Here is a 15341-nt window from a genome sequence, read left to right as displayed (position 1 = left end):
CCTGGCGCCGATGCTGTCGACCAAGACGATCGGCTGGGACTCGATCCAGCGTCGCCGCCCCGTGCACTTTGCCAGGTCAGCCGCTGATGGCGTCAAGCACCACCTGGGTGACCTGCTCGGGGTCGTCGGACATCGGTGAGTGCCCGCAGCCCTTGAGCGAGACGTGCCGGGCACCCGGAAGCAGTCGTGCCGTCCTGAGTGCCTGGTGCGGTGGGGTCATCAGGTCCCGTGTGCCCCAGCCGACCGTGATCGGGACCGGGACCTCAGGGATGAAGGCCCGCAGCCGGTAGGCGCGCACAGCGCGCCGCGTTGGCTCGAAGCCGGGCGAGCGGGCCACGTTGCGCAGCGCACCGGCGGCCGCCGCCTCCGAGATCCGCCAGGGCCGGGCGGCGAGCTGCCAGAAGGCCACGGTGCGCCCGATCGGGTGCTCGGCGATCCAATGGGGGCGTTCAGCACAGGCTCGCGCCATCACGTGGGCGACGCGGAGCGAACCGAGAGCGTAAGCGGCCTCGGGGCGGGTCCACAGCCCAATGGGGGACAGCGTGACGGCGCTGCCGACCGTGCCGCTGCGGGCCAGTTCCAGGGCGACGGCCCCGCCAAGGGAGTTCCCCACGACGGGCGGGCGGGTGAGGCCGGCGCTGGGGAGCCACTCGGCGGCGGCCAGCGCCTCGACGGTGGGCGTGGTTCCTTCGGGGAGCGAGGGCCGCGCTGACGCCGGTGATGCTCCGGCCGGCAGCGCTACCGCCGACCGGGGGCGATCACAGCCCCTCGCGGGTGCCCGCGATGGTCGACGGTGGGTGCGGCCGGCGCGCACGCGCCGCGCGGTGCCGGGGGCTCAGACCCCGGTCAGCGGGCTTCCGTCAGGGCCGTGTGCGCGGCGGTGAGGATCTCCTCGGAGAGTGGGGAACCCGCGGTGGCCCGGGACAGCACCAGCGCACCGAACAAGGTGCACAGCCGGGCGATGCCGTCCTCGCCCTCCCCCGCGGCCCCGACCGGGGCGAGGAACGCGGCAAAGTCGGCCACCCCCTCGGTGTAGGTGCGACGGGCCTCGCAGTCCTCATCCCCGCGTGCGACGTCGACGGCGAGGGCCGCGACCGGGCAGCCGTCCGCCGGGTCGTCACGGTGCTCGACGGAGAGGTAGGCGTCGATCAGGGCCCGCTGAGCGGTATCGCGCTGCCCGTCGTACTGCTCAAGCCCGGCCGTATGACGCCGGGCGAGCTCGGCGAAGGCGTGGGCGGTCGCCTCGTCGACGAGCGCCTCCTTGGAGGCGAACTGCTTGTAGAAGGCGCCGTGGGTCAAGCCGGCCGCCTTCATGAGGTCGGCAACGCTCACGTGGGTGCCCTGCTCCCGGAACAGCCGGGAGGCGGTCTCCACCACCCGCCTGCGGTTCTCCTGCGCCTGCGCCTGCGATACGCGGCCCATGGCCACCTCCATTTGGATGTCGACTGGCATCTATCGTATCCCCGTGTTTAGATTATGGTCGTAATCCAAAAATGGGGTGCACGACTCGACGGCGCCCGCAGAAGACCAGGAGCAGACATGGAACTGAAGAACGCGGTCGCGGTCGTCACCGGCGCCAACCGGGGCCTCGGGCGACACCTGGCCGCCCAGCTCGTGGAGCGCGGCGCGAAGGTGTACGCGGCGGCCCGCCGCCCCGAGACCGTCGATGTGCCGGGCTCCGTCCCGCTGCGCCTCGACGTGACGGACGAGGCATCGATACGGGAGGCCGCCCGCATCGCGTCGGACGTGTCCCTGCTGATCAACAACGCGGGCATCTCCACCGGCGCGACGCTGATCGGAGGCGACACCGATGAGGTGCGCCGGGAGATGGAGACCAACTTCTACGGCCCGCTCGCCGCGACCCGCGCCTTCGCCCCCGTCATCGAGGGCAACGGCGGCGGTGCCGTACTCAACGTCCTGTCCGCCCTGTCCTGGTTCCACCCGGCCGCCCTCGGCTCCTACGCCGCGTCCAAGGCCGCCGCCTGGGCGCTGAGTGACGCGACTCGCGAAGAGCTGGCGCCCCGAGGCATCGCCGTCTCGGCGCTGCACGTCGGCTACATGGACACCGACATGGCCGCCGGTGTCCCCGCCGACCAGAAGGTCGCCGCCGCCGACGTCGCGGCTCAAGCCCTGTACGGCATCGAGGCCGGCCTGCCCGAGATCCTCGCCGACGAGACCAGCCGGTACGTCAAGCAGAGCCTGTCCGCGGCGCCCCAGCCGAACGCAGGCTGACGCTCACCCCGCCACCGCGGCGCGCCCCCTTCCCGCCCCTCGTACAAGGACCTTTCATGCGGTATACGACCTTCGGGCGCCTGACCGGACTGCGCGTGTCCGAGTACGCGCTCGGCACCGCGAACTTCGGCACCGGCTGGGGCGCGGGCGCCGAGCCGGACGAGGCACGCCGGATCTTCGACCGGTTCGCCGAGGCCGGCGGCACCTTCCTCGACAGCGCGGACGGCTACCAGTTCGGCGAGTCGGAGGAACTGACCGGAAAGCTGATCTCCGCCGACCGCGACCATTTCGCCCTGGCCACCAAGTTCGCCCTGGGCTCCGCTCCGCAGCCGGACATCTCCAGGACGGGCAACAGCCGCAAGAACATGGTCGCCTCGGTGGAGGCCAGCCTGAAGCGCCTGGGCACCGACTACATCGACCTGCTGTGGGTGCACTTCCCCGACGAGCTCACTCCGATGGAGGAACTCCTGCGCGGGCTCGACGACCTGGTGAGCGCCGGCAAGATCCACCATGCCGCGCTGTCCAACTTCCCCGCCTGGCGTACCTCGCGAGCGGTCACCCTCGCGGACCTGAAGAGCTGGACCCCGATCGTGGGCATCCAGCACGAGTACAGCCTCGTCGAACGCACCGCCGACCGCGAACTCCTGCCCATGGCCGAGAGTCTCGGACTCGGTGCCGCCCTGTGGTCCCCGCTCGGCGGCGGACTGCTCACCGGCAAATACCGCAGCTCCGCCAAGGGACGTCTGAGCGACCTGGGCATGGTCATCCACACCGAGAACACCAGCCAGAAGACCGCCGTCGTCGACACCGTCCTGGCCGTCGCCCAGGAGACCGGCGTGACACCCGCCCAGGTAGCGGTGGCCTGGGTGCGCGAGCGCGCCGCCCGCTCCGCGGCCACACTCGTCCCGATCATCGGCCCGCGCACCCTTGCCCAGCTCGACAGCTACCTCGGCGCCCTCGACGTCCAGCTGACCAACGCGCAGTACACACGCCTGACCGAGGTCAGCGCGGTGCAGCTCGGCGCGCCCCATGAAGGGATCGGTGCCTCCCTGCACCGCCTCCAGGGAGGCGCAGCCGACCGCGTCACCGCCCCTGTCGTGCCGGTGGCCTGATGGGTGAACGCGACTGAGGACGCGGTGCGCCCAGCCGCAGCCAAGAAAACAACACAAACTATCTCGTACTGGGAGAGGCCCAGGGCGAGCACAGACCCCGCCCCCTTCCACGGACGGGACACGGAACGGAGACGACGATGAGGGCCTTCATGGTCGAGAAGTACGGCGGCCAGGCGGGGGTGCGTGCTGCCGAAATGCCCGACCCGCAGGTGGGCGCCGACGACGTCCTGGTCAAGATCCACGCGGCGAGCGTCAACCCGCTGGACCTCAGGATCCGTAACGGGGACTTCAAGGCGTTCCTGCCCTACCGTCTCCCCCTCGTCCTGGGGAACGACCTCGCCGGAGAGGTCCTGCAGGTCGGGTCCTCCGTCACCCGCTTCGCGGTGGGTGACGAGGTCTACGCCCGGCCCGACAAGGACCGCATCGGCACCTTCGCCGAACTCCTCGCAGTCCACCAGGACGACCTGGCCCCCAAACCCGCCACCCTCACCATGACCGAGGCCGCCTCCCTGCCCCTGGTCGCCCTGACCGCATGGCAGGCACTGGTCGAGCGCGCCCGCGTACAGCCGGGTCAGAAGGTCCTCATCCACGCGGGCGCCGGGGGCCTCGGCTCCATCGCCGTCCAGCTGGCCAAGGAACTCGGCGCGCACGTGGCCACCACCGCGAGCACCGCCAAGGTCGACCTGGTCAAGAACCTCGGCGCGGACGAAGTCATCGACTACCGGACCCAGGACTTCACCGAGATCCTCGACGGCTACGACGTCGTCCTCGACAGCCTCGGTGACGACAACCTGGCCAGGTCGTTGCGTGTCCTCAGGCCCGGCGGCATCGCCATCAGTGTCGCGGGCCCGCCCGACCCGGCCTTCGCCCGTGAACTAGGCGTGAACCCGGTCCTCCGCCTGGCCATGACCGCGCTCAGTTCCAAGACCCGACGCCGGGCCAGGCGCCTGGGCGTGACGTACTCCTTCCTGTTCATGAAGGCCAGTGGAGACCAGTTGCGGGAACTCACCCCCCTCATCGACACCGGGAAGATCCGCCCCGTCGTCGACACCGTCTTCCCGTTCGACGACACCCTCCACGCCATGGAGTACGTCGAAAAGGGCCGGGCGAAGGCCGGCAAGGTCGTCGTCTCCATGACGTAGGGCAGACCCGCCGACACCGACCAGCTCCACCAGTTCACCGTCCACGCCGAGCAAGGCGTGATGCGCCTGGTCACGGGCCTGGCGCCCGGCTTCGGCAGGGCCGTCATCAGCCCCAGCGGACCCGCCACCACCCCGCGGCGGGCGACCGGAAACACACCGGGAGAAACCACCATGAGCAGCACCGGCACCCCGAACGAACCCGTCATCACCTCGTACGCCCACGCCCCGACCCGCACCGTCACCGCCGGCGGCGTCACCTACGCCTACCGCGAGCTGGGACCCAAGGGCGGCGTCCCCGTCGTGTTCTTCGTGCACCTCGCCGCCACCCTGGACAACTGGGACCCGCGCATCATCGACCCCATCGCGAAGGGCCGTCACGTCATCGCCTTCGACCAGCGCGGTGTCGGGGCCTCCACGGGCCAGGTGCCGGACAACATCGAGGCGATGGCTGATGACGCCTACACCTTCATCACGGCGCTCGGCTTCGACAAGATCGACGTCTTCTCCTTCTCCCTCGGCGGCTTCATCGCCCAGGCCCTGGTGATGAAGCACCCCGAGCTCGTCCGCAAACTCGTCCTCACCGGCACAGGCCCCAAGGGCGGCAAGGACATCGACAAGGTCGCCGCCATCACGTATGGGGACATGCTGCGCGCCACCCTGACCCGGTCGGACCCCAAGGAATTCCTGTTCTTCAACCGCAACACCACCGGCAAGCTCGCCGCGCGCGCGTTCGTCAACCGGATCAAAGAGCGCACTGCCGACCGCGATGTGAAGATCAAGATCAAAGCGTTCCAGACGCAGCTGAAGGCGATCAAGAAATGGGGGCGCTCCACCCCCGACGACCTGTCGCAGCTCGCCCAGCCCACCCTGATCGCCAATGGCGACAACGACCGCATGGTGCCGTCGGCCCTCTCCGAGGACCTGCACCGACGCATCAAGGACAGCGAGCTGATCATCTACCCCGACTCCGGCCACGGCGGCATCTTCCAGCACCACCAGCAGTTCGCCCCCCTCGCGGTCGAGTTCCTCGCCCGTTGACCTCTGGCGAACACCACCACTGCACGTTCGGCGACCAGAAAGAGAAGAGCAGCACCATGAGCGCCTCACCGTCCACCGCTCAGCTGGGCGTGGAGAAGAAGCACCTCACGTCCTCGATCCTGCTCTGGGTACGCACCTACCAGCCCCGCCAGGCCGGCATGGACCACTGGAAGGGACCGCACTCAGGGATCATCTCCGCCACCCCGGGCCTGGAGGAGTACCGACAGATCCACCTCGCCGAGCTCAACCCGGGCCGGTGGCCGGCGACCGAGGGGGTGCAGACCTCGATCCCCGCGGACCGGAAGATCGACGGCGTCGCCGAGGTCACCTTCCAATCGGCGCTTGCGCCCCTGAAGGGCGTAAGCAGACGAAGCTGGCCCACGCCGACGAGATCAACGTGTTGCGCCGCACCCTGCTCTACGTCGGCCCGCCGAACTCCTCCCGCTGATACGACGTCGCCGGCCCCGACGAGACGGTCGGTGCCCGCAACCTGATCTACCTGCGCCGCAGAGACGGGGTCGGCGCAGGCGAGTTCCGGAAGTTCGTCAACCAGCAGCTCGTTCCCGCGCTCGCCGACGCCGCAGCGTTGAAGGAACTGCGCACGCAGCCGTTCCTGCCCTGGAGCGAAAAGCTCTGGGACACCCCGAACTTCGCCCACGACAACCCCCATGACCAGCGATTCCATGCCTCCCTCGTCCTCGGGTTCAGCGACAGCGCAGCACGGGACGCATTCTTCACCGGCAACGCGATCGAGGGCCTGACCAACCAGCTGGCCCCGCTCGCCTCCGCGATCCGGCACAGGTTGCGCGGCTCCTCGCGGCAGTTGCTCAGCAGCGCGGGCGGGGCCCTCATCTGGAGGCGTTCTTCGGCTGCATGTACTACGTGGCGATGCGGCCGACGGAGGTCATTCACCTCCGGCTTGAGAAGTGCCATCTGCCCGAGACCGGGTGGGGCATGCTCAACCTGTCGGGTGGTGTCGTCACCGCAGGCAAGGAGTGGACAGATGACGGCGCGGTGCATGAGGTGCACTCGCTCAAGCGTCGCGCAGCTACCGCGACTCGGCCTGTGCCCATCCCGCCCCAGTTCGTGCGTAAGCTCCGCGCGCACATCGAACGCTTCGGTGTGGCACCGGACGGTCGGCTGTTCCGGAACCAGGCCGGCAACTATGTGGATCCAGCGGCCTATGGCACGACATGGGCGCGGGCGCGGAAGTACGTGCTGACACGCATGGAGCTCACTTCCGGGCTGGCCAAGCGGCCCTACGATCTCAGGCGCGCAGGCATCTCGTTCTGGCTGTACTCGGGGGTGGACCCGGCCGAATGCGCTCGCCGCGCGCGTCAGAGCATCGAGGTCCTCTTCCGCCACTACGCCAAGTTCCTCGATGGCGTCCGGGAGCAGGCCAACCGTCTCATCGAGCAGTCCATGGAGGAGTGGGACCGCGTCAGCCTGGGTGAGACGCCTGGGCAGTGAGCCGGGGGTTTTGGTCCGTGGCTGGTCCGGAAGAGCTGGTCAGGAGCGGGATACCGGTGGGATGAACTGGGAGTTTCAACGCAAACGCGAATCCTCCCTAGGCAAGGCGAGCGAGAGGCGCCTGACGGGCAAAAGCCCAGGTCAGGCGCCTCTTTTCGTGCCTCTAGAAGAAGCCGAGTTTCTTCGGCGAGTAGCTGACCAACAGGTTCTTCGTCTGCTGGCGGTACCGGCGCGGCATCTGTCTGACCAGCACAAACGATGATTCAGTACGTCGTCGATCGAGAACTGGACCGCGTATGGTCCGGATCCTGGCAAGAAGCAGTGACGAGGTGGGCGGTGTCGAGTCGCGTAGCGCATGGGGGCCGCACCTCCTGAAGGACGTGCGAGCACTACAGCCCTGCGTGGGCGGGGCGGACATGCTCGTTCTCTCCTCGGTGGCGCCTCCGCCAGCAGCGCGTGGGCACTGTACTCGGCGGCCTGGTGCTCGGTGTCCTGAACAACGGCATGTCGCTGGTCGGCGTCGGCACCGGCCACCAGCAGGTCATCAAGGGCTTGGTGCTGCTCGCGGCCGTCGGCTTCGACGTCTACAACAAGCGCCGGGCCGGTTCCTGACCCGGCCGCCCGATGGGAACGGGCCGCGGTGCCTCGGCACCGCGGCCCGTTCTCCACCCCGGTGCAGACCGGTTTCGCCCCGCGCGCCGATCGCCGGGATCCGCCGGCTGCCGGGCACCCGGCGGGGCAACCCTCCATCGACGGGTGTTCGGGGCTCAGTGGGCCGCCCTCGTCAAGACCGGGCCGCCGAGGTCCGGGGCCCCGGACCGGTTCGGCCTCCGGCCTGCCGGGTCATCCCGGAGGCGCCCCACGGCCCGCCGGGTCAGACGACGGCCGGCTGCTTCCCGGCAAGGGAGGAGGAGGCGGAGGCCGCCGGGGCAGCGGTCTTCCGCATCCCCTTGAGCAGCACCACCACCGCCGTGGTGACCACCGTGCCCGCCGCGATCGCAACCAGGTAGAGGAACGGGCTGCCGATCAGCGGGAGCACCCAGATCCCGCCGTGCGGGGCCCGCAGCGTGGAGCCGAAGGCCATCGCCAGGCCGCCGGCGGTCATGCTGCCGGCGATGCCCGCCGGGATGACCCGCAGCGGGTCGGCCGCCGCGAACGGGATCGCGCCCTCGGTGATGAACGAGGCGCCGAGCACCCAGGCGGCCTTCCCGTTCTCTCGCTCCTCGGGGGTGAACAGCCCGCGCCGGACGACGGTCGCCAGGGCCATGCCCAGCGGAGGGGTCATCCCGGCGGCCATCACGGCAGCCATCACCTTGAGGCTGCCGGCGTCCGGGGTGGTACCCGCGGTGGTGAGCAGACCGGCCGCGAAGGTGTAGGCGACCTTGTTGAGCGGACCCCCCATGTCGAAGGCCATCATCGCGCCGAGCAGCACGCCGAGCAGGATCGCGTTGGAGCCGGAGAGGCCGTTCAGCCAGTCGGTCAGGCCGTTCATCGCCGAGGCGATCGGCGAGCCGACCACCACGAACATCAGGAAGCCGACCGCAGCCACCGACAGCAGCGGGATCACCACGACCGGCATGATGCCCTTGATCGCCCGGGGCACGTTCCAGCGGATCATCCACAGCACCAGGAAGCCCGCGGCCAGGCCCGACACGATGCCGCCGAGGAAGCCCGCGCCGACCGCCACTGAGATGGCACCGCCGGCGATGCCGGCGGCCAGTGCCGCCCGGTCCGCGATCGCCCAGGCGACGTAACCGGAGAGGACGGGGACCAGGAAGCCGAAGGAGGTCTTGCCGGTCTGGAACAGCATCGCCGCCCAGCTGCGCGAGGAGGTCCAGTCGAAGTGGCCCAGCACGGACGGCGCGGAGGCGATCTGGTAGCCGCCTATCGCGAAGGCGAGCGCGATCAGCAGCCCGCCGGCCGCGACGAACGGGATCATGTAGCTGACGCCCGTCATCAGGTACGTGCGCAGCCGCTGCGCCCAGTGCTCGCCCGCAGGTGCGCTCGGCGCGGCGACCGGGGTGGTGGCGGTACGTGTGCCGCCGTCGGCGTCGGTGACCAGTCCGGCGGCCTGCGCGATCAGGTCGTCGGCACGGTTGACCCCGGCCTTGACGCCCACGTCCACGGTCGGCTTCCCTGCGAAGCGGGCCCGGTCCCGGATCTCCACGTCATGGGCGAAGATCACCGCGTCGGCTGCCGCGATGACCTCGGGGGCGAGCGGCGTCGTCCCGGCCGACCCCTGGGTCTCGACCTGGATCCGCGCGCCCGCCCGGGCGGCAGCCAGTTCCAGGGCCTTGGCAGCCATGTACGTGTGGGCGATGCCGGTCGGGCAGGAGGTCACCGCGACCAGCCGCAGCCCGCCGTCGGCGGCGGCCGTCTCCGGAGCGGCGGTCGTCTCCAGGGCCGCGACCGCCTCCGAAGCCTCGGCCGTCTCCGGAGCGGCGGTCTGCGTCTCCTCGCCGTTGATCCGCGCCGCGACCGCGTTCGGGCTCTCGGCGTCGCGCAGGGCACCGGTGAAAGCGGGGTCCATGAGCCGGCGGGCCAGCGCGGCGAGGATCTGCAGATGGGTGTCGTCCGCACCGGCCGGTGCCGCGATCATGAAGATCAGGTCGGCGGGCCGTCCGTCCGGGGCGTCGAAGTCCACCCCCCTGGCACTGCGGCCGAAGGCGAGGCTCGGCTGCGTGACGTGGGGTGATCGGCAGTGCGGGATGCCGATGCCGTCACCCATCCCGGTCGGGGCCTGGGCCTCGCGGGCGGCGACGTCGGCGAGGAAGCCGTCGAGGTCGGTGACCCGGCCCTCGGCGACCAGCCGCTGGGCGAGGACGCGGAGGGCTTCGTTCTTGTCCTGGGGGGCGAGGTAGAGGTCGACGAGTGCGGGGGTGATCAGTCCGCTGGTGTCGCTCAGGGTGTCGCTCATCGTGTCGGTCCTTCGACTGGTTCCTGACAGTGTCCCTTGCCCCCGGGAATCGGTGCCCTTCCGTCCCACACGGTCGGGCGTGCTGCCTCCGGCGGAAGACGCCGGTCGTTCGCCTGCGCGGTGCCCGCTCGGCCTGCCGCGGTGGCGGCGGCCACGCGGGTGGCGTGCTCGGCTCGGGTCCGTCGACGCGCCATCAGGAGGCCGTTCTCAACCGTGGAGCGGTCGGTCGAGCGGGAGGTCCGCCGTCACGACCACCGCGGCCGGGTCCAGATCGGCCGGGGTCGGCATGACGCTCCCCGGCAGTTGTACGGCGGCGGCGCCGTGCGCCAGGGCCGCCGCGAGGGCCTCGGGGCCGGTGCCGCCGGCGCCGAGGAAGCCCGCGAGTGAGGCGTCGCCCGCTCCCACGTCGCTGCGGACGGCGGCGACCGGTGCGCTGCCGTACCAGCTTCCCTCCTCGGCGACGAGCAGCATCCCGTCCGCACCGAGGCTGGCGAGGACCTGCTGGGCGCCGCGCTCGCGCAGCTCCCGGGCCGCGTCCACGGCGTCGCCGACGGTGCGGACCGGGCGGCTCACGGCCTCCGCGAGTTCCTCCCGGTTGGGCTTGACCACGTCGGGGCGGGCCGGGAGTGCGGCCAGCAGCGCGGGACCGGAGGTGTCCAGGGCGATCCGGGCGCCACCCGAGTGCACTTGGGCGACCACCTCGGCGTACCACTCGGGTGCCAGGCCGCGCGGCAGGCTGCCGCAGCAGGCGAGCCACTCCACATCGCTCCCGGTGCCCTGTCCGGTCTTCTGGGCATCGCGTACGAGCGCCAGCAGTGCGGCCGATTCGGCGGCGCTGAGTTCGGGGCCCGAGGCGTTGACCTTCGTGAGGCCGCCGCCGTCCTCGGCGATCGAGACGTTGATCCGGGTGTCGCCCGAGATCGCGACGGCCGCGACGTCGATGCCCTGGCGGCGCAGCAGGTCGGCGAGCAGTTGCCCGGAGAGGCCGCCCAGCGGAAGGACCGCGCTGGTGCGGTGGCCGGCGGCCGTGAGCGCGCGGGAGACGTTGACGCCCTTGCCGCCCGGATCGAGCCGGTCCTGCGAGGCCCGGTTGACCTCGCCCGGGAGGAGGGTTCCCAGTTCGTAGGTGCGGTCGAGACTGGGGTTCGGGGTGATGGTGACGATCATGCGCGGATGACTTCCGGTCCGTGGTTCTCGATCTCGGCGGCCTGCTCGTCGGTCAGCCCGGTGTCCGTGACCAGCACGTCCACCTGGTCCAGCGAGCCGAAGCGGGCGAAGTGGCGGGCGCCGTACTTGGAGGAGTCGGCCACCAGGACCACCCGCCGGGCACCGGTGAGCATGGCCCGTTTGACGGCTGCCTCGGCGAGGTCCGGCGTAGAGAGGCCGCCCTCTGCGGAGAAGCCGTTGGTGGCGACCACCGCGACGTCCGCGTGGACGTCCGCCAGGTCACGCAGCGCCCACGCGTCGACGGCGGCCTGGGTGCGGTGGCGCAGCCGGCCGCCCACCAGGTGCAGGGTGAGCCCGGGGCGGTCGGCCAGCCGGGCGGCGACCGGGAGCGCGTTGGTGACGACGGTGAGCGTGCAGTCGGCGGGCAGCAGGCCGGCCAGCCTGGAGACGGTCGTCCCGGCGTCCAGGATCACGCTGCCCTCGCTGGGCAGCAGGGCCAGGGCCGCCCTGGCGATGCGTTCCTTCTCCGTCGCGGCCGTGGAGTCCCGTTCGGCCAGACCGGGCTCCAGGTGCAGCGCTCCGGCGGGCAGCGCGCCGCCGTGCACCCGGTGCAGCAGACCGGCCCGGTCGAGGGCGCTCAGGTCACGTCGGATGGTCTCCTGCGTGACACCGAAGTCCTCGGCGAGTGTCGGCACATCCACCCTGCCCTGCTCCTGCGCGAGGCGGAGGATCTCTTGCTGCCGCTCGGGTGCGTACATGTGGGATTGGGTCCGTTTCATGTCTGTTCACGCTTGCTTCAGGCCGACCATACGCGCCCCGACCGAAAAAGCAAGAGGTCGTACGGGCTTTACGCTCATCTTTGAGTTTGCCCGAATGTGTTGACATCGCTCGACGATCGGACGTAGAACCAATCGAAACAACGCGCTAACGGGCGTGAAACCACGGTCTGCCCGGTCCTCCGCCACTGCCCCCGTACCGCGGAGACCGGGTTCCGATCACCGTGGCCCACTCCCCGGCCGACCCGGATCCCACCCGGGTCGGCGCTCGTCTCCTCCGCTCGTCTCCTCCAAGGACCTCCCATGCACTCGATCCAGGTCACCGTCGGCTCCCGGAGCGGCTTGCACGCCCGCCCGGCCTCGTTGTTCGTCCAGGCCGCCACCCGCCAGCCGGCCAAGGTCACGGTCGGCCGTCCGGGCCAGGCCCCGGTCGACGCCCGCAGCCTGCTCTCCGTCCTCGCCCTCGCCGCCGGCTGCGGCGAGGCCCTGGAGCTCACCGCGACCGGCGACCAGGCCCAGGAATCGCTGAAGGCGCTCGCCGACCTGCTCGCCTCCGACCTCGACGCAGCGGCATGAGCGATCCGATCCGTGGGATCGGCGTCGGCACGGGCAGTGCGGCGGGCCCGGTCGCCCGGATGGCGTCCGTACCCGCGCTGCCCGCACCGAGGCCCGTCGCCGACCCGGCCGCCGAGGCGGCGGCGGTCCGCGCCGCCCTCGGTGCGGTCGTCACCGATCTGGACGAGCGAGCCGCCCGCGTGCGCGGCCCCGGTTCCGACGTGCTCGCCGCGCAGGCCATGATGGCCGCCGATCCGGTCCTCGCCGACGCGGCGGCCGCCCTGGCCGAACGGGGCACCGACGGCGCCCACGCGCTCGCCACCGCCTTCGACGGATTCCGCACCGCGCTGGTCACCGCCGGCGGTCACTTCGCGGAACGCGTCGCCGACCTGGACGACCTGCGCGACCGCGCGGTGGCGCACCTGCTGGGCCTGCCCGTGCCCGGTCTGCCCGACCCGGGACACCCGTACGTCCTGGTCGCCGAGGACCTGGCGCCCGCCGACACGGCGCTGCTCGACCCCGCCCGGGTGCTGGCCCTGGTCACCGTCCGCGGCGGGCCGACCAGCCACACGGCCATCCTCGCCAAGGCGCTCGGCGTGCCCGCCGTGGTCGGCTGTGCCGGCGCCATGGAGCTCGAGGACGGCCGGCAGGTCCTCGTGCACGGCGCGGACGGCGTGGTCGAGCCCGACCCGAGCCCGGAGGCGCTCGGGCGGGCCGCCGAACGGGAGCGCCGTCGCCGCGAGCTGACGGCCCGGGTCCAGGGGCCGGGCCGGACGGCGGACGGCCATCCGGTCGCACTCCTTGTCAACCTCGGTGCGCCGCACGAGCTGGCCTGCGCGGCCGCGGCCGACGCCGAGGGCGTGGGCCTGTTCCGCACCGAGTTCCTCTTCCTGGACCGTGCCGAGGCACCGAACCTCGCCGAACAGGCCGCCGCCTACCGGCAGGTCTTCGCGGCCTTCGCCGGCCGCCGGGTCGTCGTCCGCACACTCGACGCGGGGGCGGACAAACCGCTGCCCTTCGCCACGGCCACCGACGAGGAGAACCCGGCCCTCGGCGTCCGCGGCCTGCGGACGGCCGCTCGCGACCCCCAGCTGTTGGAGACACAGCTCGCCGCGATCGCCGAGGCCGCCGAGGACGGCACCGCGCAGGTCTGGGTGATGGCCCCGATGGTGTCGGTCCCGCGTGAGGCCGCCGAGTTCGCCGCCCGGGTCCGCGCGCACGGTCTGCCGCTGGCCGGCGCCATGATCGAGGTCCCGGCGGCCGCCCTCCGGACCGACCGGCTGGCGGAGGTCTGCGACTTCTTCAGCATCGGCACCAACGATCTGGCCCAGTACGCCTTCGCGGCCGACCGCACGCTCGGCTCCCTCGCCGAGCTCCTCGACCCGTGGCAGCCGGCCCTGCTCGCACTGGTCGCCGCCGCCGCTCGGTCCGCGGCCGAGCACGGCCGTCCGATCGGCGTGTGCGGTGAGGCCGCCGCCGACCCGACGCTCGCCCTGGTCCTGGTCGGCCTCGGCATCACCAGCCTGTCGGCCGCACCCGCCTCGCTCCCCGAGGTGCGGGCGGCACTGGCCGCCCACACCCTCACGGAGTGCCGCGAACTCGCCGAGCTGGCCTTGTTCGCCGATGACGCCGCCGATGCCCGCGGCAAGGTCCGGTCGAGGATCACGGGAGGCTGATGAGAAGCGGCGCGACCGGCGCGGCTCCCAGCAGCGGCGACGATGACGGACCGCGGGCCCGTCCGTGAGACGGCGACGGCCATCCTCTGAACCTCTACGGCGCGGCGGGCCAGATGTATTGATCACGAGCGTTGTTGACGCCGACTGGTCTTGATCATGGCGAAGACCTCCGGTGTGGTGGAGGTGTCTAGGACTACACCGCACGGAGGTCTTCGTGTCCCACCGTCATGCCCGTCTGACCGTTCACGGCAGGCGGCTGCTGGTCGAACGTGTCTGCTCCGGCCGTCCGGTCGCGCATGTGGCGGCCGAGAGGGGCATATTCCGGCCCACGGTCCACAAATGGATCCGCCGCTGGAAGGCCGAAGGCGACGCGGGCCTGACCGACCGCTCCAGCAGGCCGTGCACGACCCCGCACCGGACAGCAGTCGACATCGAATGAACGGGTCTGCGACCTGAGACGGACCCGCAGGCTCAGGCCCGCCCGGATCGGCCCGATCCTGGTCCTGCGTGCATCCACCGTCCACCGGTGTCGGGATGCACGTGAGCGTCCCCACCCGCGTACGGATGCCGCTACCGCCCGGCTGGCCCAGGAAGGTCTCGCCACCACGGAGGAGAACGACACCGCCTGCTGCTACGCCATCCAGGACAGGGTGTGGGTCCACGGACCCGGCCGCGAGCCGTGGGGGTGTACGTCGTCAAGGCGGACGCCGACACCCTGGCCGAGCAGCAGGCCGACGCGTGCTGTTCCAGCACGGCCACCGCCGGCGACCGGTCGAGCGGACCGGCCACGGCCACGGCTGGTGGCTGCTGCTGATCGCCTGATGACCCACCTTCACACCGGACCCCACGGCCCCCGAACCATCACGACCATGGGGTCGGCCCTCGGAGCGCTGAGCCTGGTGGTCGTGGCCCTCGCCCCAACCTGCCGGTGTTTTTTTGCCGGATGGGCCGTGGCCGGGCTCGCGATGGCCGCCGTGTTCTACCAGCCCGCTTTCGCCGCCGTCACCCGCTGGCAGGCGCCCGGCCATGTCCGCGCCCTCACCGTCGTCACTCTCGCCGGCGGCCTCGCCTTCACCGTGTTCGCGGCAGAAGGCGGTTTGCAGCCGCCCCTTCCTGCTGCTCGCCCTCGCGTTCACACTCTCAGCGTTCGCGATGTACGCGTTCGCCCGCCGCACCGGCACGACCACCCACACCGGAGCCGCCGGCCACTTGACGTCGTGCACGGGGAGCGGGGCGTCCTTCCGGGTACCAGCGAT

The 15341-nt window shown here is 71.4% G+C and carries 13 protein-coding genes and 4 pseudogenes; 11 read left to right on the top strand and 6 right to left on the bottom strand.

Annotated features, from left to right (window positions below):
* Positions 1-76: 76 nt before the first annotated feature.
* Together ACFYX3_RS32565 and ACFYX3_RS32560 are read right to left on the bottom strand one after the other, a co-directional pair.
* Positions 77-814, bottom strand: a complete 738-nt coding sequence (locus tag ACFYX3_RS32565) for an alpha/beta fold hydrolase (RefSeq protein WP_389021129.1) — start codon at positions 812-814, stop codon at positions 77-79.
* Positions 815-846: 32 nt separating this feature from the next.
* The gene (locus ACFYX3_RS32560; RefSeq protein WP_389021126.1) at positions 847-1422 is read right to left on the bottom strand and encodes a TetR/AcrR family transcriptional regulator; all 576 of its coding nucleotides are present in this window, start codon (positions 1420-1422) and stop codon (positions 847-849) included.
* Between the two features lie 117 nt (positions 1423-1539).
* On the opposite strand from ACFYX3_RS32560, the gene ACFYX3_RS32555 reads away from it, so the two are divergent.
* The 4 genes from ACFYX3_RS32555 to ACFYX3_RS32540 all read left to right on the top strand — a co-directional run bounded on the left by ACFYX3_RS32555 (position 1540) and on the right by ACFYX3_RS32540 (position 5524).
* Positions 1540-2232 (top strand): SDR family oxidoreductase, encoded by a 693-nt coding sequence (locus tag ACFYX3_RS32555; RefSeq protein WP_389021123.1) that lies wholly within the window; start codon positions 1540-1542, stop codon positions 2230-2232.
* Between the two features lie 56 nt (positions 2233-2288).
* Positions 2289-3344, top strand: a complete 1056-nt coding sequence (locus ACFYX3_RS32550) for an aldo/keto reductase (protein WP_389021120.1) — start codon at positions 2289-2291, stop codon at positions 3342-3344.
* A gap of 137 nt (positions 3345-3481) precedes the next feature.
* Complete coding sequence (locus ACFYX3_RS32545) at positions 3482-4486, top strand: NADP-dependent oxidoreductase (RefSeq protein ID WP_389021117.1); 1005 nt, start codon at positions 3482-3484, stop codon at positions 4484-4486.
* A gap of 171 nt (positions 4487-4657) precedes the next feature.
* Complete coding sequence (locus tag ACFYX3_RS32540) at positions 4658-5524, top strand: alpha/beta fold hydrolase (RefSeq protein WP_389021114.1); 867 nt, start codon at positions 4658-4660, stop codon at positions 5522-5524.
* A 136-nt stretch (positions 5525-5660) separates the two neighbouring features.
* Here ACFYX3_RS32540 and ACFYX3_RS32535 read toward each other — a convergent pair whose 3' ends face one another.
* Positions 5661-6209 carry a hypothetical protein gene (locus ACFYX3_RS32535; RefSeq protein ID WP_389021111.1) on the bottom strand — a complete coding sequence of 183 codons (549 nt, stop codon included), beginning with the start codon at positions 6207-6209 and terminating at the stop codon, positions 5661-5663.
* A 188-nt stretch (positions 6210-6397) separates the two neighbouring features.
* On the opposite strand from ACFYX3_RS32535, the gene ACFYX3_RS32530 reads away from it, so the two are divergent.
* Positions 6398-6994, top strand: a complete 597-nt coding sequence (locus ACFYX3_RS32530) for a hypothetical protein (RefSeq protein WP_389021108.1) — start codon at positions 6398-6400, stop codon at positions 6992-6994.
* Between the two features lie 418 nt (positions 6995-7412).
* Positions 7413-7606 (top strand): annotated as a pseudogene (locus ACFYX3_RS32525) (sugar ABC transporter permease); the annotation flags it as partial.
* Between the two features lie 262 nt (positions 7607-7868).
* On the opposite strand, the gene ACFYX3_RS32520 reads toward ACFYX3_RS32525, so the two are convergent.
* From ACFYX3_RS32520 to ACFYX3_RS32510, 3 genes are all read right to left on the bottom strand, one after another.
* Complete coding sequence (locus ACFYX3_RS32520) at positions 7869-9911, bottom strand: fructose-specific PTS transporter subunit EIIC (protein WP_389021105.1); 2043 nt, start codon at positions 9909-9911, stop codon at positions 7869-7871.
* A gap of 207 nt (positions 9912-10118) precedes the next feature.
* Entirely contained in the window at positions 10119-11078 is a 960-nt protein-coding gene (pfkB, locus tag ACFYX3_RS32515) for a 1-phosphofructokinase (RefSeq protein WP_389021102.1), read from the bottom strand.
* The gene (locus tag ACFYX3_RS32510; protein ID WP_389021368.1) at positions 11075-11836 is read right to left on the bottom strand and encodes a DeoR/GlpR family DNA-binding transcription regulator; all 762 of its coding nucleotides are present in this window, start codon (positions 11834-11836) and stop codon (positions 11075-11077) included. Before ACFYX3_RS32510 ends, pfkB begins: the two co-directional genes overlap by 4 nt.
* A gap of 321 nt (positions 11837-12157) precedes the next feature.
* On the opposite strand from ACFYX3_RS32510, the gene ACFYX3_RS32505 reads away from it, so the two are divergent.
* The 5 genes and pseudogenes from ACFYX3_RS32505 to ACFYX3_RS32485 form a co-directional block, all read left to right on the top strand.
* Entirely contained in the window at positions 12158-12430 is a 273-nt protein-coding gene (locus tag ACFYX3_RS32505) for an HPr family phosphocarrier protein (RefSeq protein ID WP_389021099.1), read from the top strand.
* Positions 12427-14085, top strand: a complete 1659-nt coding sequence (gene ptsP / locus ACFYX3_RS32500) for a phosphoenolpyruvate--protein phosphotransferase (RefSeq protein WP_389021097.1) — start codon at positions 12427-12429, stop codon at positions 14083-14085. The genes ACFYX3_RS32505 and ptsP overlap by 4 nt, the downstream gene beginning before the upstream one ends.
* A 214-nt stretch (positions 14086-14299) precedes the next feature.
* Positions 14300-14612 (top strand): annotated as a pseudogene (locus tag ACFYX3_RS32495) (leucine zipper domain-containing protein); the annotation flags it as partial.
* Between the two features lie 39 nt (positions 14613-14651).
* Positions 14652-14899 (top strand): annotated as a pseudogene (locus ACFYX3_RS32490) (glyoxalase/bleomycin resistance/dioxygenase family protein); the annotation flags it as partial.
* A 34-nt stretch (positions 14900-14933) separates the two neighbouring features.
* Positions 14934-15170 (top strand): annotated as a pseudogene (locus ACFYX3_RS32485) (MFS transporter); the annotation flags it as partial.
* Positions 15171-15341: the final 171 nt, after the last annotated feature.

The sequence above is a fragment of the Streptomyces sp. NPDC002463 genome (genome assembly GCF_042889835.1).
Classification (GTDB): domain Bacteria; phylum Actinomycetota; class Actinomycetes; order Streptomycetales; family Streptomycetaceae; genus Streptomyces; species Streptomyces nymphaeiformis.
This window is presented reverse-complemented; position numbering and strand designations above follow the sequence as displayed.